Annotated in this window: 15 protein-coding genes; 14 read left to right on the forward strand and 1 reads right to left on the reverse strand. The window is 44.8% G+C overall.

All coding sequences use genetic code 11. From position 1 onward, the window contains the following. Positions 1 to 95 precede the first annotated feature (95 nt). The 5 genes from AZH43_RS17085 to AZH43_RS17105 all read left to right on the forward strand — a co-directional run bounded on the left by AZH43_RS17085 (position 96) and on the right by AZH43_RS17105 (position 6,727). Positions 96 to 1,598, forward strand: a complete 1,503-nt coding sequence (locus AZH43_RS17085) for an AAA family ATPase (protein WP_067672389.1) — start codon at positions 96 to 98, stop codon at positions 1,596 to 1,598. Next, complete coding sequence (locus AZH43_RS17090; protein ID WP_067672392.1) at positions 1,586 to 3,031, forward strand: VWA domain-containing protein; 1,446 nt, start codon at positions 1,586 to 1,588, stop codon at positions 3,029 to 3,031. The genes AZH43_RS17085 and AZH43_RS17090 overlap by 13 nt, the downstream gene beginning before the upstream one ends. A gap of 247 nt (positions 3,032 to 3,278) precedes the next feature. Continuing rightward, positions 3,279 to 4,235, forward strand: a complete 957-nt coding sequence (locus AZH43_RS17095) for a metal-dependent hydrolase (protein ID WP_067672395.1) — start codon at positions 3,279 to 3,281, stop codon at positions 4,233 to 4,235. A gap of 18 nt (positions 4,236 to 4,253) precedes the next feature. After that, positions 4,254 to 5,117, forward strand: coding sequence for an SDR family NAD(P)-dependent oxidoreductase (locus tag AZH43_RS17100; RefSeq protein ID WP_067672398.1), 864 nt, complete (start codon positions 4,254 to 4,256; stop codon positions 5,115 to 5,117). After that, the gene (locus AZH43_RS17105) at positions 5,114 to 6,727 is read left to right on the forward strand and encodes a flavin-containing monooxygenase (RefSeq protein WP_067672401.1); all 1,614 of its coding nucleotides are present in this window, start codon (positions 5,114 to 5,116) and stop codon (positions 6,725 to 6,727) included. Before AZH43_RS17100 ends, AZH43_RS17105 begins: the two co-directional genes overlap by 4 nt. Positions 6,728 to 6,969: 242 nt before the next feature. Here AZH43_RS17105 and gltA read toward each other — a convergent pair whose 3' ends face one another. Beyond that, positions 6,970 to 8,244: a citrate synthase gene (gene gltA / locus AZH43_RS17110; protein ID WP_067672404.1), complete on the reverse strand. Its 1,275-nt coding sequence runs from the start codon at positions 8,242 to 8,244 to the stop codon at positions 6,970 to 6,972. A 1,019-nt stretch (positions 8,245 to 9,263) separates the two neighbouring features. On the opposite strand from gltA, the gene sdhC reads away from it, so the two are divergent. The 9 genes from sdhC to sucD all read left to right on the forward strand — a co-directional run bounded on the left by sdhC (position 9,264) and on the right by sucD (position 21,281). Beyond that, entirely contained in the window at positions 9,264 to 9,662 is a 399-nt protein-coding gene (gene sdhC, locus AZH43_RS17115; protein ID WP_067672407.1) for a succinate dehydrogenase, cytochrome b556 subunit, read from the forward strand. Continuing rightward, entirely contained in the window at positions 9,662 to 10,027 is a 366-nt protein-coding gene (gene sdhD / locus AZH43_RS17120) for a succinate dehydrogenase, hydrophobic membrane anchor protein (protein WP_067672410.1), read from the forward strand. Before sdhC ends, sdhD begins: the two co-directional genes overlap by 1 nt. Before the next feature lie 12 nt (positions 10,028 to 10,039). After that, the gene (gene sdhA, locus AZH43_RS17125; protein WP_067672413.1) at positions 10,040 to 11,938 is read left to right on the forward strand and encodes a succinate dehydrogenase flavoprotein subunit; all 1,899 of its coding nucleotides are present in this window, start codon (positions 10,040 to 10,042) and stop codon (positions 11,936 to 11,938) included. Between the two features lie 14 nt (positions 11,939 to 11,952). After that, on the forward strand, positions 11,953 to 12,663 hold the full coding sequence (locus AZH43_RS17130; protein ID WP_005008258.1) for a succinate dehydrogenase iron-sulfur subunit: 711 nt from the start codon (positions 11,953 to 11,955) through the stop codon (positions 12,661 to 12,663). Between the two features lie 828 nt (positions 12,664 to 13,491). Further along, positions 13,492 to 16,314 carry a 2-oxoglutarate dehydrogenase E1 component gene (locus AZH43_RS17135; RefSeq protein WP_067672477.1) on the forward strand — a complete coding sequence of 941 codons (2,823 nt, stop codon included), beginning with the start codon at positions 13,492 to 13,494 and terminating at the stop codon, positions 16,312 to 16,314. Between the two features lie 16 nt (positions 16,315 to 16,330). After that, a complete protein-coding gene (odhB, locus tag AZH43_RS17140) occupies positions 16,331 to 17,548 on the forward strand; it encodes a 2-oxoglutarate dehydrogenase complex dihydrolipoyllysine-residue succinyltransferase (protein WP_067672416.1) in 1,218 nt (405 codons plus the stop codon). Positions 17,549 to 17,608: 60 nt separating this feature from the next. Next, on the forward strand, positions 17,609 to 19,042 hold the full coding sequence (gene lpdA, locus AZH43_RS17145) for a dihydrolipoyl dehydrogenase (RefSeq protein ID WP_067672419.1): 1,434 nt from the start codon (positions 17,609 to 17,611) through the stop codon (positions 19,040 to 19,042). Between the two features lie 169 nt (positions 19,043 to 19,211). Continuing rightward, positions 19,212 to 20,378 (forward strand): ADP-forming succinate--CoA ligase subunit beta, encoded by a 1,167-nt coding sequence (gene sucC, locus AZH43_RS17150; protein WP_067672422.1) that lies wholly within the window; start codon positions 19,212 to 19,214, stop codon positions 20,376 to 20,378. A 12-nt stretch (positions 20,379 to 20,390) separates the two neighbouring features. Further along, positions 20,391 to 21,281, forward strand: a complete 891-nt coding sequence (sucD, locus tag AZH43_RS17155; RefSeq protein ID WP_067672425.1) for a succinate--CoA ligase subunit alpha — start codon at positions 20,391 to 20,393, stop codon at positions 21,279 to 21,281. The last annotated feature ends 41 nt before the right edge of the window (positions 21,282 to 21,322 follow it).

Genomic DNA, 21,322 nt, shown 5'->3' on the forward strand with positions numbered 1-21,322 from the left:
AATTTTGACGGCAGAATATTTTTAAAAGCGTTTCATTTCGCAAAAAGGCATTCAGGCCGCTACAATAGTTTTTTCTTCGCCAATGATGTCCTTTTATGAAAACGCGTATGCATGCACTTATCTCCCAAGTCAGTGAACACATGTATGAGCGTGAGCAGATTATTGCGCTGAGCTTGCTGGCAGGCATTGCCGGCATGAATACATTCTTATACGGGTCACCCGGCACAGCAAAAAGCTTGATTTCCCGCCGTATCGCCTCAGCATTTGAAGTCAGTGAATATTTTGAATATTTGATGAACCGTTTCAGCACGCCGGAAGAAATTTTTGGGCCGGTGTCTATTAAGGCATTAAAAGACGATCAGTATTTACGGAAAACTGAGCATTATTTGCCAAAGGCGGATTTTGCATTTTTAGATGAAATTTGGAAAGCAAGCCCAGCGATTTTGAATACTCTGCTGACATTGGTGAATGAAAAGACCTTTAAGAATGGCGACTTGATTCAGCATGTGCCGCTAAAAGTCCTGATGAGCGCTTCCAATGAAATTCCAGAACCGAATCAGGGGCTGGATGCGCTGTATGACCGCTTCATCATGCGTCTGGCGGTTCCGCCGATTCAGCAGGTGCAGAATTTTCACGCTTTGCTGCAGGCGAAGCCAAGCGCCGCCAAAGTGGAGGTCTCTGATGATTTACGGATTAAAAAGCAGGAATTGACGTATTGGCGCGAACAGATTCATCAGGTGCAGCTGCCCGCTGAAATTTTAAAAATCTTTGATGAGATTAAGCAATCTTTGAGCGACAGCTTTGAAGAGCATGCTATATATGTCTCTGACCGGCGCTGGCAGCGCGCTGCGTATTTGCTGAAGGCTTCCGCTTTTATCAATGACCGGGCTGAAGTCAATCTTTTGGATGTGTTTATTTTAAAGCACTGCTTATGGAGCCAAATTGATGATATTGCTTTTGTGGCGCAGACCATAGAGCAGGCAATTTTAGCAATTGGCTTGGATTCAGATTTGGATTTAGCCGGCAGCACGGCGCAAAAAGAAGATTTGGAACAGCGCATATTGAATCATTTTTATTATACCGATGAAGTTTACGAGAGTTATTTAATCCGCGACCGTGAATATGTGCGCGCGGTGGCCAATTTAGATCATCATTATCAGGATAAGACGCTGTATTTGGAGCTGGATAAAATGGACAGCAAGAAAGATTTTTTTGCTGTAGATGCCAGCGGGGAAGAAATCCGCGGGATTGTCTGCAATTTTAACGGGGGGCGGCAGTGCACCTTAAAAGGCGGTTACTACGGATTGGAAGAAGTGGTTTCGCCCTATGTTAAATATTCGAAAGGCAGTGCCCGGACCCAATTGTCTGCGCAGATCAAATATGATTTGCTGCAGGAGGTGCGGGGGCTTCAGGAAAAAATCCTGCAAGATTATCAAACGCTGAAACAGCGCATAGAGGCCGCTTCGGAACATTTTGACTCTGATTTTACTGCTGCGGACGATGCAGAAAAACTGCGCAGCCAGCTCGATCAAACTCTGCAGCGCTATGATTTGCAGCGTCAGGACTGTCTGCGGCTGGAGCAGCTATGCCGAAACTGAAGCTGCAGTCCGCACGGAAGACGCAAGCCGCTTTAACCCAAGTGACAGATCAGCTGTATGAAGAACTGCGGCAATCCAGTTTAAAGCATTGGCTGGATGATGAAAAAGTGGCCAAAACTTTAGATGAAAAAGTGCATGCTTGGGCCTATCAGGCCAAATCCAGTTTAGATCAGCAGCATCCGTATCTGGATGCGCAGATTCATCTGGAAAATTGGCTGGACAAGGTTTCGGTCTCTGCAGCTGAGTTTCAGCTGATGAATCAGCAGTTTCAGGATTTTCAGCTGGCGCTGGGTACGCCTGCGCTTGGTGAGTTGTGGCAATTTCAGCACAATGTAGCAGAGCCGCTTCCACCCAAAACCTTGCATTTGCAGTTTCAGCTGCTGAAGGAAAAATGGCAGCGCAAGCTGACGGAAGCGATTGCGGCGTGGGAATTTGAACAGCTGGCGCTGCAGCGGGATGCTTTTTTAGATGAAATTAAAGACTTTTTAGCCGCCCTGCAGAAAATGGCCAAGCATAAAGATGCCTTTGGTGCAGATACAGGCATCTTTATTGACTACTCCAAAGGGCAGCTGACAGAACATGACGTACAGCAGTTTGAAGAGTGGAGCCGTTATTTGGCCCAAGATCAAGAGCTGATGAAGTTGTGCAAAATGATGGGCAGTGCTGTCCCTTCAAAATATAAGCGGAAAAGGAATAGCCGTATTGTGCAGGATGCGCAGCAGCAGCCCGATCAGCAGGCAATGGAAGAAATTACAGGCATACGGCTGGCGCAGGATTTGAATTTAGCGCTGCCCAGCGAGCTGGCGCTGCTGGCTGATCCTGACCTGCAAATTTTATTTGATCTCAAGTATTTGGAATCCAATATTCTGGGTTTTCATTTGCAGGGTGAGCAAACCGGCCGCATGATCGATGATCCGCGCCATGCACCCAGACGGCGCGGTGAAAAGGGGCCGATGATTCTGTGCTTGGATACCAGCGGTTCCATGCACGGCCAGCCTGAACTGATTGCCAAAGCCATCAGCCTGTACTTGGGGATGCAAGCCATGAAGGCTAAACGGCCTATGCATATCATCAATTTTTCGACCAATTTAACTGTATTGGACTTGCAGCGGGGATATGCGCTGGATGAGCTGATTCATTTTCTAAGCCAGTCCTTTCATGGCGGTACGGATATTGTTCCAGCCATGCAGCATGCGGTGGATATGCTGCATCAGCCGAACTTCGCTCAAGCGGACGTGCTGGTGATTTCAGATTTTATTATGGGCGCTTTGCCGGCAGAGCTGATGGAGCAGATTGAAGGGCATCAGCAACGCGGCGCCGGTTTTTATGCCGCGGCTATTGGAAATTTCCGTATAGCGCATTTGGGAGATGCGCTGTTCGATCATCAATGGATTTATCAGGCCGCTACAGGCAGAGTGACGCAGCTGAATTAAATCCTTAAGAAAAATATTTATAAAAATACCGCTGACCTTAATTGATATGAAGTTGGCTCTGAAAGAAAATTTCCACAGCATGTTGTCGGACAATTTAATCAATCGGTGATATTTGCCAATTCAAAGACCATTTATGCAAATGGCAACCTTGTGCGCATGACTTAATTTTTCATCATCCCCCTAAGCATTCCGTGCTTGGAATTGATGCTTTCGCCATTCAGTGCGAATAAAAAGAAGAGTATGCACTATGCAAATTATCAGCCCAATCAAAAAAGCATTCAGCACTATGCTGGCTGGCCCGGTTTTTGATGCAGCCAAGCAATCGGCAATTATTCCAATCCGGCACATGAAATTTGAGTTTAAACCGGAAAAAATCGATCCCAAATTTTACATGAATGCGGAATTGGCCAGCGCCTATTTTGCTTCATTGTCGATATTCTTAACTTTCGGCGAGGATCTGGTGATTGATACTGCGCGCTATCACCGAGATTTTGTCACAGATCCTTTGCTGAAGCAGCGGGTGACATCACTGATCGGCCAAGAGGCGCTGCATTCCAAACTGCATGAAGAAATGAATGATGCCTATATGGAAATCGATCTGCCGGTCAAGCTGTTCCGGACATGGGCTGGCTGGGTATTCACTTATGGCTTTAACCGTTTGTCGCAGCCGATGAAGCTGTCTTTGATGGCGGGAATTGAGCATTTCACCGCTGTACTGGCGGAATACATGATGAACCATGAACAGATCTTTTTCGATTCTCAGGATGAAAAACAGCGCGCTATTTGGATGTGGCACATGCTGGAAGAGTCAGAGCACAAGGACATCGCCTATGATGTCTTTCAGAATCTTTCCAATAATTATGCGTTGCGGGCTGCCGGATTCTTTCCTGCGCTCATTACTATTTTAGTGCTGATTTCCGCGGCATCTCTTTTGGTGCCGTTTTACCGTAAACCTTCTAATTTGATCAGCTGGTCATATTGGAAAGATGTGCCGCGCAGTTTTCAGCTGATTTTTGGTTTGAAAGACGGGGTTTATGGCAGCAGCCTGAAGCATATTTTTGATTATCTTCGTCCGAGTTTCCATCCAAATGACTATGACACCAGCGCTTTTTTAGATTACTACAAAGAACGCCTGCTTTATCCGGAAACCGGTGTGCTGACGCCGTATTTTGTCAAAGAGTTTATCCCTGCATTAAAAGTATAAAAATTAAGGAAAAACATTATGGGATTATTCAGTCAAAAAACTGCACCTAGCCAGAAGGCTTATGCGGTAATTACTGGCGCAGGCAGCGGTATTGGCCGCAGTTTCGCCTTGGAAGTGGCGCGCCGCGGCGGCCATATTGTCTGTGCCGATATCAATTTAGATGCTGCGCAGGAAACAGTGGATTTAATTCAGTCATTGACCTCATCCCATGCTTATGCCGTGCAGTGTGATGTTGGTGTTAAAGAGCAGGTGCAGGCCCTGTCAGAACAGTCGGAACAGCTGCTGGGGCATCCGGTAACACTGCTGATTAATAATGCGGGTGTGGGTTTGGGCGGTAAGTTTGATGAGTTGACTTTGGATGATTGGCAATGGTGCATGCATGTCAATTTATGGGGAGTGATTCATGGCTGTCATTATTTTGTGCCGAAGCTGAAGCAAAATGGCGGCGGGGCAATTATTAATGTGGCGTCTGCTGCCGGGTTTACCGCAGCGCCTGAAATGACTGCCTACAACGTGACCAAATCCAGTGTCTTGGCTTTATCGGAAACGCTGTCTGCCGAGCTGCGCGGCGCCAATATTCGCATTAATGTTCTGTGCCCGACTTTGGTCCCGACCAATATTATGAAAAATGGCCGATTGCCTAAACGCTATTCAGGTTTGGCGGACCGGCTGCTGATGAATCATGCTTTTACCACCAGTGATGCTGTTGCGCAAAAAACTTTAAATCAGCTGGATGCAAATAGGCTGTATACCATTCCGCAGCCGGACGCGAAGATTTTCTGGTGGATGAAGCGGCTTTCACCGCAAATCTATACCAAGCTTTTGGGTGCAGGCTACCCATTGTTTAACCGCTGCATGAAAAAAGCAGGAGCCGCATCATGAATATGCCGACAGCCCTGAATACAGAAAATTTAATTGAAGATCTGGATAATAACGCTGTGAAGCAAAAAACTCTCCGGAAATCTGCGGCAAAGCGCAGCCCCAAAACACAAGAACAGTCTGAGTCTAAAGCTAATGATGTCAATCATTTAAACAGTGATGTTTTTGTTTATGACACGATCGTGGTTGGGGCCGGCATTTCGGGGATTGCGACTGCGCATAAACTGATGCAAGTCGGCTATGACAATTTCATTGTGCTGGAAAAAGCCAGCCGGGTCGGCGGAACGTGGCGTGAAAACACCTATCCGGGCTGCGGCTGTGATGTACCGTCGGCGCTGTATTCTTTTTCCTTTGCGCCAAGCCATGAATGGAGCAATCTATTTGCTAAGCAGCCTGAAATTTTGAATTATTTGGAAAATGTGGTCGAGCAATTCAATTTGCAGGATAAAATTCTGCTGAACAATGAACTGCTGGATGCGGTTTGGCTGGAAGATCAAAAACGCTGGAAGCTTCAAACGTCGCAAGGTGAATTTAGCGCTAAAACGGTGATTTTTGGCACGGGGCCGATTACCGAGCCATCCATGCCAAAATTGAAAGGGATTGAAAGCTTTAAGGGGGAAATGTTTCATTCCGCACGCTGGAATCATGCGTATGATTTATCCGGAAAGCGGGTTGCTGTGGTAGGTACAGGGGCTTCTGCGATTCAATTTGTGCCTCAAATACAGTCAAGGGTTAAGCAGCTGCATGTGTTTCAGCGTACCGCACCATGGGTGCTGCCTAAAGCGGATATGCACTTGAATGAACGCGCCAAAAAATGGATAGCAAAATTTCCAGTTATTCAGCAGGCATGGCGCGGCAGTGTGGCGCAAATCTTAAATGGCATTAATTTTGGCTTGCGTCATCCTCAGGCGCTGGAACCGGTTAACTTCATCAGCCGGCAATTGCTTAAACTGCAAATTCAAGATCCTCAATTGCGTCAAAATGTCACTCCAAATTTTTCGATCGGCTGCAAACGGCTGCTGTTTGCCAATAATTATTATCCTGCGCTGCAGCAAGACAATGTCAATCTGATTCCGCATGGCTTGGTTGAAATTGACGGCAATACGGTAATTTCTGCCGATGGGGAGCGTCATGAGGTGGATGTTATTATTTGGGGCACTGGCTTTGAGGTGTCTCATCCGCCCATTGGAAAGCGTGTGCGGAATGATAAAGGTGAATATTTATCAGACTTATGGAAAAACAGTTCACCCGAGGCTTTTTTGGGCGCGAGTATTGAACAGGTGCCGAATGCTTTTTTAATTCTCGGCCCGAATATTTTGGTGTATGACTCATTTATTGGCATTGCAGAAGCGCAAGTGGAGTACATTGTCAGCGGTTTGGTTCAGATGAAAGAATACCAATTCTCTAGATTCAGTGTAAATTCCACTGTGATTCAAAAGCATAATCAGCAGGTGCAAAAGCACTTGAAGACCACGGTATTCAATAGCGGCGGATGCAAGAGCTACTATCTGGATCAAAATGGGAAAAATTTCGCAGCATGGCCTTGGTCACTGGGAGAGCTGAAACAGCGTTTAAAGGCTTTAAACCTGAAAGACTACGACTTGGAGTTTTAATGGCGCAGCGCAGGCTGCTGCTCACTGCAGTAAAACCTCAAGACGAGCGCTTGATGTTTTTTTTGATCTTGCTGTTCAAAAGCAGTTTTAGCTTTCAATAAGAAGATGGGTGAAGCGGTGATTGAAAGATATCACTGTTTCTGTCAACTTATAATGCCTCAATATGCAAAGCATAAAAAATACAAAGCATAAAAAAACCGCCACAGAGGGCGGTTTTTTTATCATCGATTAATTCGTGAGAATTAACGTTTGATATCGCGCTGAACTTCGCCAGTATAAAGCTGACGAGGACGGCCGATTTTGTAAGGACCGCTGTGCATTTCTAACCAGTGGCTGATCCAGCCAACTGTACGTGCAAGCGCGAAGATTACAGTAAACATTTCTGTTGGGATACCAATCGCTTTAAGGATGATACCTGAGTAGAAGTCTACGTTAGGGTATAGGTTGCGTTTGATGAAGTATTCGTCAGAAAGCGCGATACGTTCAAGTTCCATAGCCAAAGCAAGCTGTGGATCGTTGATGCCAAGTGCACCAAGAACTTCGTCGCAAGTTTCTTTCATAACTTTAGCGCGAGGGTCGAAGTTTTTGTAAACACGGTGACCGAAGCCCATCAGTTTAACTTCTTTAGTCTTCACTTTTTCCATGAAGCCAGCAACGTTTTCTACAGAGCCGATTTCATCAAGCATCTTAAGAACAGCTTCGTTCGCGCCGCCGTGAGCAGGGCCCCAAAGTGCAGAGATACCAGCAGCGATACATGCGTATGGGTTAGCGCCGGTAGAACCCGCTAAACGTACTGTAGAAGTAGACGCGTTTTGTTCGTGGTCAGCATGAAGCGTAAAGATACGGTCCATTGCTTTCGCAAGAATAGGGTTAACTTTGTAGTCTTTGTCAGCTGGTGTAGCAAACATCATGTACAGGAAGTTTTCAGCGTAGCTTAAGTCGTTACGCGGATACATGAATGGCTGGCCAACTGTGTATTTGTAGCTCCACGCAGCCAAAGTAGGCACTTTAGCAATTAAGCGGATCGCTGTAATTTCACGGTGATCAACATTTTCTACGTCAAAGCCGTTGTGATAGAACGCAGAAAGCGCGCCAACAACACCAACCATGATCGCCATAGGATGCGCATCACGGCGGAAGCCATTGAAGAAACGGCTTACTTGGTCGTGAACCATTGTATGGTTGCGGACTTTCGCTTCAAATTCAGCTTTTTGTTCAGCAGTAGGAAGTTCGCCGCTTAATAATAAGTAGCAAGTTTCTAAGTATGAAGCTTGAGTTGCCAATTGATCAATTGGGTAACCGCGGTGTAAAAGCACACCTTTGTTACCGTCGATGAAAGTGATTTTAGACTCGCACGCAGCAGTAGCCATAAAACCAGGATCAAAAGTGAAGTGACCTGCGGCCAAAACATCTTTAACGTCGATTACATCTGGGCCCAATGTGCCGCTGTAAATTGGTAATTCAATTTCTTTGCCATCAAGCTGTAAAACGGCTTTCTTGCCAGTTGCTTCAGACATTCAATAGATCTCCTGTCCTGGTGAATGTATATCTGACTCGCAGTGCTAATCTTTTAATGCACGAATCAGACGGATCAAAAATTTGCTCTAAGATTAGAGAGAACTGAAATTTTGTCAATTATACTTATGGATAAAAGTGACGTTCATGCAGATGATAAGTCAAAAATTATTCCGGTAAAAAATGAATAAAATCACAGCACCGGATCAGTATAATAAGTCAAATTGCAGCGCAGGTGCAGAGAAAAATATGCGTGCCGCTTTAATTGTAAGCAATTTTTAATTCTTAAAAACTCTGAGCATTTGAAAAATTACAAGCGGGTTTGGTGCTTAAATTATTATAATTCTCGTAACTTACAAGGATTTCGTTTTTAAGGTTGATGCTTTCTTATTCATATTAAAAAGCGCTAACTGGGTTGCGTTTTTATGTTTGTTTGGTTAAAAAATAGCTTGTTGAGTTTTGATATTTGGCGAATAAATGTGCAATTTGTGCAAAATATTGCAAGGAATAGCTGTTTATCTGAGCAATATTTGAAATTGAAAAAGAGTTATGCACAAACTAAGTGGTTATTTAGACACATGATATTTTGATATTATTGCCTTAAGTAAATAATGGCTATTTTTTAAATAAATGATTAATCGGTTGAAGCTATAGAAAGGCTTTAAAATACACGGGGATAAAAATATTTGCCTTTGTTCTGCTTTAGTCTTAATTCTAAAAAAACATTCTAAGCTTCTTAAATTTTGAGATATTTCCTGTTTAATTTTTTAAAACCAATAACATAGCCGTATTTTTGCAGAATTTTTGCATTGCCAATGTTCAAAAGTTGTTGTTAATGATTCTTATTTAAGGCTTTTTTTGTTTATTCATCACATCTCATTGTTTGTATTTTGATAGTTGACGTTTTATAATTCAGTGTCGTTTTAAGTTTAGGTAATGCATGGTTTAGCAAATGCCTAACAATGCCAGCTTTCCTTCGAATTAATTCCAACAAACTCCGGATGGAGTTTTTACTTACAGGATGCCCGCTGTGAAAAGCAACAGACCTGTCAATTTGTCCATGGGTCAAGTTTTAGAAGTAAACTTAAAATCCCCTGTGGCTATTGCATCAATTCTGCACCGTCTTTCTGGTGTTATCGTATTTCTACTCGTACCGGTGCTTTTGTGGCTGCTTGATAAATCATTGTCTTCACCAGAAGGCTTTGCGCAAGTTCAAGCAATCTTCGGCAGCTTCATTGTGCGTTTTATCGTATGGGTATTTGTAGCCGGCTTAATCTTCCACTTTATTGCGGGCGTTAAGCATTTACTTGCAGACCTTGGTGTTGCTGAAGAGCTTCAAAGCGGTCGTGTAGCAGCTACTATTTCATTGATCTTGTCTGCGATAGGTATTATTGCAGCATTTGTATGGATTGTTCTCTAATGAAAAGTGCTACAGGTTTAACGGGTTCAGGTTCTCGCGATTGGTTTATCCAGCGTGTGAGTGCTGTTGTGCTAGCTGTTTATACCGTTGTGGTATTTGGCTGGATCCTTTGTAACGGCGGATTCAGTTTTGAACAGTGGTACGGCTTTATGATGACATTACCGATGAAGATTTTATCTTTATTGGCAGTCTTATCTCTTGTTGCACACGCATGGATTGGCATGTGGCAAGTGTTCACAGACTATGTGACTACTCGTCAAATGGGTCCTTCAGCTTCAGGTTTACGCCTTGTGCTGACATCGGCAGTGATTATTGCTGTATTTGCATATGCAATCTGGGCAATCCAGATTTTTTGGGCGAATTGATAGGAAACAATCATGGGCGCTATAACCCCTAAAGAAGATTACACAAATATTCCACACCAAACTTTCGATGCGGTCATCGTGGGTGGCGGTGGTTCAGGTATGCGCGCTTCATACCAACTTGCTCAAGCTGGTTTGAAAGTTGCTGTACTGACTAAAGTATTTCCGACACGTTCGCACACTGTTGCGGCGCAAGGCGGTATCGGTGCATCTCTTGGCAACATGCAGGAAGATAACTGGCACTACCACTTCTATGACACTGTAAAAGGTTCAGACTGGTTGGGTGACCAAGACGCAATCGAGTACATGACTCGTGAAGCGCCTCAAGTGGTTTATGAGCTTGAGCATCTGGGCATGCCGTTTGACCGTAACGCAGACGGTACAATTTACCAGCGCCCATTCGGCGGCCACGCAGCGAACTATGGTGAAAAGCCAGTGCCGCGCGCATGCGCTGCAGCTGACCGTACAGGCCACGCGCTTCTTCATACGCTGTATCAAAGCAACGTGAAAATGGGTACTCAATTCTTCGTAGAATGGATCGCGCTTGACTTGATCCGCAACGAAGCAGGCGATGTGCTGGGCGTGACTGCAATTGATCAGGAAACTGGCAAAATTGCGGTATTCCAAGGTAAGGCTACTCTGTTCGCTACTGGCGGTGCAGGCCGTGTTTACCGCGCATCTACGAATGCTTATATCAATACTGGTGACGGTCTTGGTATGGCGGCACGTGCAGGCATTCCATTGCAAGATATGGAATTCTGGCAGTTCCACCCTACGGGCGTTGCAGGCGCAGGCGTATTGTTGACTGAAGGCTGTCGCGGTGAGGGTGCAATCCTTCGTAACGATGCTGGCGAGCCGTTCATGGAGCGCTATGCTCCGACCCTTAAAGACTTGGCGCCACGTGACTTCGTATCACGTTCTATGGACCAGGAAATTAAAGAAGGTCGTGGCTGCGGTCCTAAGAAAGATTACATCTTGCTTGATATGACGCATCTTGGTGCTGAAACAATCATGAAGCGTCTTCCATCTGTATTTGAGATTGGTAAGAAATTCGCGAACGTGGATATCACCAAAGAGCCAATTCCAGTTGTGCCGACCATCCATTATCAAATGGGCGGTATTCCTACGAATATCCATGGTCAAGTTGTTCTGCCTGAAAGCCGTGAAACAGTTGCGCTTGAAGCAAATTACAACAAAGAAACCGGTGTTTATTCTAGCAATGCGGGTGACCGTGACTTTACGAAACCTGTAAAAGGTTTTTACGCAATCGGCGAATGCTCTTGCGTATCTGTGCATGGCGCAAACCGTCTAGGTACAAACTCACTGCTTGACTTGGTTGTATTCGGTAAAGCTGCAGGTGAACACATCATCGATTATGTGACTAAACATCACGGTGATGAATACACGCCGCTTCCTACAACTGTGCTTGAGAATACATTCAAGCGTATGAAGCAGCTTGATGAATCTACATCAGGTGAGAATGCTCAAGAAGTTGCTGATGCAATCCGTGACATCGTTCAAGATCATGCTGGTGTATTCCGTACATCTGCGCTTCTTGATGAAGGTGTGAAACAGATTCTTGCAATTGAACCGCGTGTTCGCAACATTCATTTGAAAGACAAATCTAAAGTGTTCAACACAGCGCGTATTGAAGCGCTTGAAGTTGAAAACCTGTATGAAGTTGCTAAAGCGACGCTGATTTCAGCTGCTGCTCGTAAAGAGTGCCGCGGTGCGCATACGGTTGTTGATTTTGAAGAATCACCGGATCATCCAGCTTATCCTTATGGCCGCCGTGATGATGAATGGATGAAGCACACATTATGGTTCTCTGCGGATAACCATCTTGAGTATAAGCCAGTGCGTTATAACCCGCTGTCTGTTGATCCAATTCCACCTAAACCGCGTACATTCTAATTAGGAGAAGTAAGATGAGTAGAGGTACTCGTACATTTAATATCTACCGTTACGATCCTGATAAGGATAAAGCGCCGTACATGCAAACTTTCAAGCTTGAATTGACTGATAAGCACCGTATGCTGCTTGATGCGCTTCTTGCATTGAAAGTTCAAGATGAATCGTTGACTTTCCGCCGTTCTTGCCGTGAAGGCATTTGCGGTTCAGACGGCGTGAACATCAATGGTAAAAATGGTTTGGCGTGTCTTTGGAACCTGAACGATTTGCCAAACGAAATTACAATCCGTCCTTTGCCTGGCCTTCCTGTGGTGAAAGATTTGGTTGTGGATATGAATCAGTTCTACGATCAGTATGACAAAATTCATCCATTCCTAATCAACAACCAGCCTGCGCCAGCAAAAGAGCGTTTACAGTCTCCAGAAGAGCGTGAACACTTGGATGGTTTGTATGAATGCATTCTTTGCGCATGCTGTTCTACTTCATGCCCATCTTTCTGGTGGAACCCTGACAAGTTCTTGGGTCCATCTGCATTGCTGAATGCATACCGTTTCATTATTGATTCGCGTGATACAGCAACTCAAGAGCGTTTGGCTCGTCTTGACGACCCATTCTCTTTGTTCCGCTGTAAAGGTATTATGAACTGCGTATCGGTTTGCCCTAAAGGGTTGAACCCGACGAAAGCGATTGGTCACATCCGTAATATGATGTTTGATCACGCTGGTTAATCAGTTTGTCTAAAGAAAAGAAAGGCGCATCTATGGATGCGCCTTTTTTTTGAATAAATTTAACCGGAAGAAAGAAGTTTATTGAATTGCGCTAAACGGTATGAGAATGATTGTTTAAAACGATAGTTGCGGCGAATTATCTGGAAACTTGGGGTGAATTTGTATGATTTTGATGAATTGGCTTTATTTGGGTGAAATAGGCTGGTTAAAATATGATGGAATAACTGTTTTGCACTGTTAATGGGTGGTGAAAATGTTATCATATAACGTGTAGGGGAGCGTAGATGGTATGATCACGCTCTTTTTTATTAAGAGGATTTTGCAAAATAGACTTATGTCTAAATTGAAAGATCATTTTATATAACGCACCATATCTTAGAGGAAAATAGCACTATTGTATTTCGCTAATTTATAGGAGGTATGTGTCAAAAAAATCAATTGAAATGACATAACGTGTTAGCATTTATTACACTGTTATATGTGAAAATTGAGCAGTAAATATGTACATATTTTCAACATTTAGCTGTCATGAGACGGTATATAAATGTATGGAAGTCGATTTAGAAAAAGTAAAGCGCCCGAATTATTTTTTCTAAGACGATTTGCAAAAAATTGCCCGATTTCGGTCGGGTATAACAATGAGTAATGATGCCGCTGAGGGGCGTTATTGTTCATTAATCACATTGGGAATTCCTAATGTAGTGATAACGCGCCTCATGGCTTAAGCCTAATGGGGACTAATGTCATGTTACCAATTTGACATTAATGATCATGGGTTCGCTTAAAAAGCATCCTGAAATGTTTTTGCAATAGGAAATGGGTCCACAAATGCAAGAAGTTGCTGACGCACTGCGTCTTGACACTGAACTTTCCGCTGACAGTGCAGCGTATATTGAAGAACTTTACGAGCAGTATTTGACAGCTCCAGACTCAGTAGAAGCTGACTGGCGCGAATACTTCGATAAATTCCCTAAAGGCGATCAGCCGCACAGCAATGTACGTGAGCAATTCCTATTATTAGGACGTAATTCAAGCCGTGTTCAGCCTGTAGTTCAAAGTGCAGTAAGTTCTGAGCATGAGCGCCGTCAAATTGGCGTATTGCAACTTATTGCTGCTTACCGTAACCGCGGTCATCAAAAAGCAAAACTTGATCCTTTAGGTCTGGCTAAACGTGAAATCGTGCCTGATCTAGATCTTGCAGCGCATGGATTGACTCAATCTGATTTAGATACTCCATTCAATACCGGCAACTTGGCAATTGGTAAAGCTGAAGCTACGCTGGGTGAAATGGTTCAAGCCATGGAAGCGACTTACTGCGCTTCAATTGGCGCTGAATACATGCACATTGTGGATACCAAAGAAAAACGCTGGATTCAGCAGCGTTTGGAAAGTGCACGCGGCCAATTCGGCTTTAATGCAGATCAAAAGAAACACCTGCTGGAACGCTTGACGGCTGCTGAAGGTCTGGAAAAATACCTCGGCAATAAATTTGTCGGTGCGAAGCGCTTTGGTGTGGAAGGCGGTGAATCTTTCATTCCAATGGTGAATGAGCTGATTCAGCGTGCAGGTTCTGTAGGCTGTAAAGAAGTTGTAATCGGCATGCCTCACCGTGGCCGTTTAAACCTTCTTGTCAACATCATGGGTAAAAACCCAGCTGACCTTTTTGGCGAATTTGAAGGTAAAACTTTAGCGAAAAAAGGTTCTGGCGATGTTAAGTATCACCAAGGTTTCTCTTCAAACGTAATGACTCCAGGCGGCGAAGTTCACTTGGCATTGGCGTTTAACCCATCGCATTTGGAAATTGTTGGGCCGGTTGTTGAAGGTTCAGTCCGCGCGCGCCAAGTACGCCGTAAAGACATTGGCGGTGATGATGTATTGCCGGTGATCGTTCACGGTGATGCCGCATTTGCAGGCCAAGGCGTAAACCAAGAAACTTTCCAGATGTCGCAAACACGCGGTTACACAGTGGGCGGTACCGTTCACATTGTGGTTAACAACCAAGTGGGCTTCACAACGTCTGATCCGCGTGATGCGCGTTCTACAGAATATTGTACTGATATCGCAAAAATGATTCAGGCGCCGATTTTCCATGTGAATGGCGATGATCCTGAATCTGTAATGTTTGTTGCTCAGCTGGCGCATGATTTCCGTCATACTTTCCGTAAAGATGTCGTGATTGACATGTTCTGCTACCGCCGCCGCGGTCACAACGAAGCGGACGAGCCGGCAGCGACTCAGCCGATGATGTACCAAATTATCAATAAAAAAGCGACAACGCGTACGCTTTATGCTGATCAGCTGGTACAGCAAAGTGTGTTGGACCGCGCTTCTGCTGATGCGATGGTTGAACAGTACCGTTCAGACCTTGAAGCAGGCAAACATGTTGCGAATGCTTTAGTTCTAGAGCCGAACACTAAAATGTTTGTGGACTGGACACCTTACTTAGGCCATGAATATACCGACGATTGGGATACGACTTTCCCAATCGAACGCTTAAAAGAACTTGGCGCAAAAATGCGTGAGCTTCCAGAAGGCTTCGTGATGCAGCGTCAAGTTGCGAAAGTGATTGATGACCGCCTGAAAATGCAGACTGGCGAAATGCCGCTGAACTGGGGCGCAGCTGAAACTTTAGCGTATGCAACAGTTTTGGATGAAGGCTACTTATTCCGTTTAACTGGTGAAGACGTTGGCCGCGGAACATTCTCGCACCGCCATGCAAAATTGCATAACCAAGTAGATGGTTCGACTTACATCCCATTATGCAACTTGAAAGAAAACCAGCCGCGTACAGCTATTTATGATTCTTTATTGTCTGAAATGGCAGTATTGGCATTTGAATACGGTTATTCAACGACTTTACCGAAAAGCTTGATCATTTGGGAAGCGCAATTCGGTGACTTCGCAAACTGCGCACAAGTGGTTATCGATCAGTTTATTTCATCGGGTGAAACGAAGTGGGAGCGTGTTTGCGGTCTTACATTATTGCTTCCGCACGGCTTTGAAGGTCAGGGCCCAGAGCACTCATCTTCACGTTTAGAACGTTTCTTACAGCTGTGCGCTGAAGACAACATGCAAGTGATTACACCGACTACGCCTGCGCAGATTTTCCATGCGATGCGCCGTCAAGCGATCCGTCCAATCCGTAAGCCAATGATTGTGACTTCACCGAAGTCATTGCTTCGTCACAAACTTGCAACGTCTACTTTAGAAGAGCTTGCAACTGGAACATTCCAGACTGTGATTGATGAAGTCGACAGCATCAGCAAATCAGACGTAACGCGTCTTGTGCTTTGCGGCGGTAAAGTTTATTACGACTTGCTTGAAAAACGCCGTGAAAAAGAATTGAACAACACTGCAATCGTTCGTATTGAACAGTTGTATCCATACCCAGAACAGCGTATTGCAGAAGTGCTTGCTTCTTATCCAAACGTAACAGAAGTAGTTTGGACTCAAGAAGAACCGAAAAACCAAGGTGCTTGGTTGTTCATTGCGCCTCGTTTATATGACGACGTAATGAAAGCTGGTAAACAAGTGCGTATCAGTTATGCTGGCCGTGAAGCATCTGCTGCACCGGCTTGCGGTTCACCATATTTGCATGCAAAACAACAAGCTCAGCTCGTAAATGACGCTTTAGCGATCGTAGCTGAATAACAGGAGATTCTTAGTAATGGCAACCGAAATTAAAGCACCGGTATTCCCAGAGTCAGTTGCTGACGGAACAATCGCAACTTGGCACAAACAGCCTGGTGAAGCAGTATCGCGTGATGAAGTCATTTGCGATATTGAAACAGATAAAGTTGTTTTAGAAGTTGTTGCTCCTGCTGACGGTACAATTGCATCTATCATTAAAAATGAAGGCGACACAGTGCTTTCTGCTGAAGTGATTGCACAGTTTGAAGAAGGCGCGCTTTCTGGCGCTGCTGAAACTCAAGCAGTTCAATCTGAAGCGAAAGTAGAACAAGCTGCTGCGAAAACAGAAGCAGGCAACGCGCCTGTAGTTGAACGCGCTCAGCCTGTATCTGACCAAGCGCCTGCTGTGCGTAAAGCATTGACTGAAACTGGTATCAATGCTGCTGACGTAGCAGGTTCTGGCCGCGGTGGCCGCATCACGAAAGAAGATGTTGCTAATCATCAAGCTAAGCCTGCTGCTCCAGCAGCTGCGCCTCTAAGTGTTGCAGTTGGTGAGCGTGTTGAAAAACGCGTTCCAATGACTCGCCTTCGTAAACGTGTAGCTGAACGCCTTCTTGCGGCAACTCAAGAAACAGCAATGCTGACTACGTTCAACGAAGTGAACATGAAGCCAATCATGGAAATGCGTGCTCAGTACAAAGATGCTTTTGAAAAGCGTCACGGTGCACGTCTTGGCTTTATGTCATTCTTTGTTAAAGCTGCAACTGAAGCGCTTAAGCGTTACCCAGCTGTAAACGCGTCTATTGACGGCGACGATATCGTTTACCACGGTTTCTATGACATCGGTGTAGCAGTGTCTTCTGAACGCGGTTTAGTGGTTCCTGTTCTTCGTGATACAGACCGCATGAACTATGCTGAAGTTGAAAACGGCATTCGTGCATACGCTGGCAAAGCGCGTGACGGTAAATTAGGTATTGAAGACATGACTGGCGGTACTTTCACTATTACAAATGGTGGTACTTTCGGTTCATTGCTTTCTACTCCAATTTTAAACACGCCGCAAACTGCGATTCTTGGCATGCATAAAATCCAAGAGCGCCCAATGGCTGTAAATGGTCAAGTAGAAATTCTTCCAATGATGTACTTAGCGCTTTCTTATGATCACCGTTTAATCGATGGTAAAGAAGCTGTAGGTTTCCTTGTAACAATCAAAGAATTGTTAGAAGAGCCAGCTAAACTCATCCTTGATCTTTAATACTTCAGAATAAAACCATGGGCTTAGAGCGATCCTCTAAGCCCATTTTTGGAGATACACATGTCTCAGCAATTTGATTTAGTTGTTATCGGCGGCGGTCCTGGCGGTTATGAAGCTGCAATCCGCGCTGCACAATTAGGCTTTAAAGTAGCCTGCATTGAAAAACGCATTCACAAAGGCAAGCCATCTTTAGGCGGTACTTGCTTAAACGTGGGCTGCATCCCATCTAAAGCGCTTTTAGATTCTTCTCACCGTTATGAAGATACTGTTCATCACTTAGATGACCACGGTATCACTACAGGCGATGTGAAGTTTGATCTTGCTAAGCTTCTTGCTCGTAAAGATAAAATTGTTGACCAATTAACAATGGGTATCGATGGCCTGCTTAAAGGTAACGGTATTGAATGGTTAAAAGGTACGGGTAAATTACTTGCAGGTAAAAAAGTAGAATTTGTTTCTCACGAAGGTGAAACTCAAGTTTTAGAGCCTAAATTTGTCATTCTTGCGACGGGTTCTGTCCCTGTAAATATCCCTGTAGCACCTGTAGATCAAGACATCATTGTTGACTCTACTGGCGCTTTAGAATTCCAAGAAGTGCCTAAGCGTTTAGGTGTGATTGGTGCAGGCGTTATTGGTCTAGAGCTTGGTTCTGTTTGGCGCCGTCTAGGTGCAGAAGTTGTTGTGTTTGAAGCAATGGATGCATTCTTGCCAATGGCTGACAAAACTTTGGCGAAAGATTACCAAAAGCTTTTGACTAAACAAGGTTTAGACATTCGCGTTGGCGCTAAAGTTGCTGGTACTGAAGTGAACGGTGCAGAAGTTACTGTGAAGTACACGCAAGGCGGCGAAGAAAAAACTCAAGCTTTTGACAAGTTGATCGTTTGTGTTGGCCGTCGTGCTTATGCTGAAGGCCTATTGGCTGATGATTGCGGTATCAAACTGACTGAACGCGGTTTGGTTGAAGTTAACGATTGGTGTGCAACGTCTGTAGACGGCGTATACGCAATTGGTGACTTGGTACGCGGTCCAATGCTTGCGCATAAAGCAATGGAAGAAGGCGTAATGGCTGTTGAACGTATTCACGGTCATGCAGCTCAAGTCAACTACGACACGATTATTTCTGTAATCTACACTCATCCGGAAGCGGCGTGGGTTGGTTTAACAGAAGAGCAAGCAAAAGAAAAAGGCCACGAAGTTAAAACGGGTCAATTCGGTTTCGCTGCCAATGGCCGTGCAATGGCTGCAGGTGAAAATGCAGGTTTTGTTAAGTTTGTTGCTGATGCGAAAACTGACCGTTTATTGGGTATGCACGTGATTGGTCCAGCTGCGTCCGACATCGTTCACCAAGGCATGATCGCGCTTGAGTTTGTATCAAGTGTTGAAGACCTTCAGCTGATGACTTTCGGTCACCCGACATTCTCTGAAGTTGTTCATGAAGCTGCGCTTGCAGTCGATGGACGTGCGATTCACGCGATTCAGCGTAAACGCAAATAAGATGAAAAAAAGAGCGGCTTAGGCCGCTCTTTTTGTATTTGGTGGTTGTTTTTATTTGAACAATCATCTAAAAATAAAGATAAGAAAGTTTTAAAAATGATCAGTGCTGATGAGGGATGTCAGATGCTGATGGGTAATAACAAAGCGAAAAAACAGTAAAAGGTACACAATGAATTTACACGAGTATCAAGCGAAAGCGTTATTAAAAAAATATGGGATGCCGGTACAAGAAGGCATTTTAGCAACCAATGCAGAGGAAACGGTAAAAGCATTTGAGCAGCTGGGCGGTAAATTCGCCGTTCTAAAAGCGCAGGTGCATGCAGGAGGCCGCGGTAAGGCTGGCGGCGTAAAAGTCGTTAAAACTGCACAGGAAGCTGCCGATTATGCCAACAGCATTATTGGCACACGCTTGGTGACCTATCAAACAGATGCAAATGGCCAGCCTGTTAACAGTATTTTAGTGGCTGAAGATGTTTATCCTGTAGAGCGCGAGTTGTATTTGGGCGCAGTTGTTGACCGTTCCAGCCGCCGTGTGACCTTCATGGCTTCTACAGAGGGCGGTGTAGAAATTGAAAAAGTCGCCGAAGAAACCCCTGAAAAAATTATTAAGGTTGAGGTAGATCCTTTAGTCGGTTTACAGCCTTTTCAAGCGCGGGAAGTCGGTTTTGCGTTAAATTTGAAAAATGAGCAGATTAACCAATTTGTTAAAATCATGACAGCGGCCTATCAAGCCTTTATTGAGAATGATTTTGCGCTATTTGAAATCAACCCGCTGTCTGTACGCGAAAATGGTGAAATTTTGTGTGTAGACGCAAAAGTGGGTATCGATTCGAATGCGCTGTACAGGTTGCCTGAAATATCGGCTATGCGCGATAAATCGCAAGAAAATGAGCGTGAGCTGAAGGCTTCTGAGTTTGATCTGAACTACGTGGCGCTGGAAGGCAATATCGGGTGTATGGTGAATGGCGCAGGCCTTGCCATGGCAACCATGGATATCATTAAGTTATACGGCGGCCAGCCGGCAAACTTCCTGGATGTAGGCGGCGGCGCAACCAAAGAGCGCGTAATTGAAGCGTTTAAAATTATTTTATCTGATGCTTCTGTGAAAGGTGTATTGATTAACATCTTTGGCGGCATTGTACGCTGTGACATGATTGCTGAAGCAATTATTGCTGCGGTTCAAGAAGTGAATGTGACTGTACCCGTTGTGGTTCGTTTAGAAGGCAATAATGCTGAACTGGGTGCAAAACTGCTTGATGAATCAGGTTTAACTTTAATTTCTGCGAACGGCTTAGCCGATGCGGCAGAAAAAATTGTTGCTGCAGTAAAAGCTTAAGGAGTATCAATCATGAGCGTATTAGTAAATAAAGACACAAAAGTATTGGTACAAGGCTTTACAGGCAAAAACGGCACATTTCACTCTGAACAGTCGATAGCTTACGGTACAAAAGTGGTGGGCGGGGTAACACCGGGCAAAGGCGGTCAAACGCATTTGAATCTGCCTGTGTTTAATACCATGAAAGAAGCGGTAAAAGAAACCGGTGCAAATGCGACTTCAATTTATGTGCCTGCTCCTTTTGTTTTAGATTCGATTATTGAGTCTATTGATTCGGGCATTGAGCTGATTGTTGTGATTACAGAAGGCGTGCCGACACTGGACATGCTCAAAGCCAAACGCTATTTAGAAACTTATGGCAATAATGCGCGGATTATCGGGCCAAACTGTCCGGGTATTATCACACCGGGTGAATGTAAAATCGGCATTATGCCGGGACATATTCATCAGGCAGGTAAAATCGGCATTATTTCGCGTTCAGGCACGCTGACCTATGAGGCGGTCGCCCAAACCACAAAACTTGGATTAGGCCAGTCAACCTGTATTGGCATTGGCGGTGACCCAATTCCAGGGATGAACCAAATCGATTGCTTGAAGCTGTTCCAAGAAGACCCTCAAACCGAAGCGATCATCATGATCGGTGAGATTGGCGGTACTGCAGAAGAAGAGGCGGCCGAATATATTCAAGCGCATGTGACTAAACCTGTGGTTGGCTATATTGCTGGCGTAACTGCGCCGAAAGGCAAGCGCATGGGGCATGCCGGCGCTATTATTTCAGGCGGGAAAGGCACTGCAGAGGAAAAATTCGCTGCATTTGAAAAAGCGGGTATGGCTTATACCCGCAGTCCTGCAGAATTAGGATCGACTATGCTGCAAGTGCTGAAGGATAAAAACCTGGCTTAAGTGTTCTTAGCTGAATAAGTTAATAATGGCATGAAAAAGCT

This window comes from Acinetobacter pragensis, from assembly GCF_001605895.1.
Taxonomy (GTDB): Bacteria; Pseudomonadota; Gammaproteobacteria; order Pseudomonadales; family Moraxellaceae; genus Acinetobacter; species Acinetobacter pragensis.

Excerpts from the sequence above, each read along its gene's own strand:
- AZH43_RS17085 (WP_067672389.1), top strand. The coding sequence starts at position 96 with ATGAAAACGCGTATGCATGCACTTATCTCCCAAGTCAGTGAACACATG.
- AZH43_RS17090 (WP_067672392.1), top strand. The coding sequence starts at position 1,586 with ATGCCGAAACTGAAGCTGCAGTCCGCACGGAAGACGCAAGCCGCTTTA.
- AZH43_RS17095 (WP_067672395.1), top strand. The coding sequence starts at position 3,279 with ATGCAAATTATCAGCCCAATCAAAAAAGCATTCAGCACTATGCTGGCT.
- AZH43_RS17100 (WP_067672398.1), top strand. The coding sequence starts at position 4,254 with ATGGGATTATTCAGTCAAAAAACTGCACCTAGCCAGAAGGCTTATGCG.
- AZH43_RS17105 (WP_067672401.1), top strand. The coding sequence starts at position 5,114 with ATGAATATGCCGACAGCCCTGAATACAGAAAATTTAATTGAAGATCTG.
- gltA (WP_067672404.1), bottom strand. The coding sequence starts at position 8,244 with ATGTCTGAAGCAACTGGCAAGAAAGCCGTTTTACAGCTTGATGGCAAA.
- sdhC (WP_067672407.1), top strand. The coding sequence starts at position 9,264 with ATGCCCGCTGTGAAAAGCAACAGACCTGTCAATTTGTCCATGGGTCAA.
- sdhD (WP_067672410.1), top strand. The coding sequence starts at position 9,662 with ATGAAAAGTGCTACAGGTTTAACGGGTTCAGGTTCTCGCGATTGGTTT.
- sdhA (WP_067672413.1), top strand. The coding sequence starts at position 10,040 with ATGGGCGCTATAACCCCTAAAGAAGATTACACAAATATTCCACACCAA.
- AZH43_RS17130 (WP_005008258.1), top strand. The coding sequence starts at position 11,953 with ATGAGTAGAGGTACTCGTACATTTAATATCTACCGTTACGATCCTGAT.
- AZH43_RS17135 (WP_067672477.1), top strand. The coding sequence starts at position 13,492 with ATGCAAGAAGTTGCTGACGCACTGCGTCTTGACACTGAACTTTCCGCT.
- odhB (WP_067672416.1), top strand. The coding sequence starts at position 16,331 with ATGGCAACCGAAATTAAAGCACCGGTATTCCCAGAGTCAGTTGCTGAC.
- lpdA (WP_067672419.1), top strand. The coding sequence starts at position 17,609 with ATGTCTCAGCAATTTGATTTAGTTGTTATCGGCGGCGGTCCTGGCGGT.
- sucC (WP_067672422.1), top strand. The coding sequence starts at position 19,212 with ATGAATTTACACGAGTATCAAGCGAAAGCGTTATTAAAAAAATATGGG.
- sucD (WP_067672425.1), top strand. The coding sequence starts at position 20,391 with ATGAGCGTATTAGTAAATAAAGACACAAAAGTATTGGTACAAGGCTTT.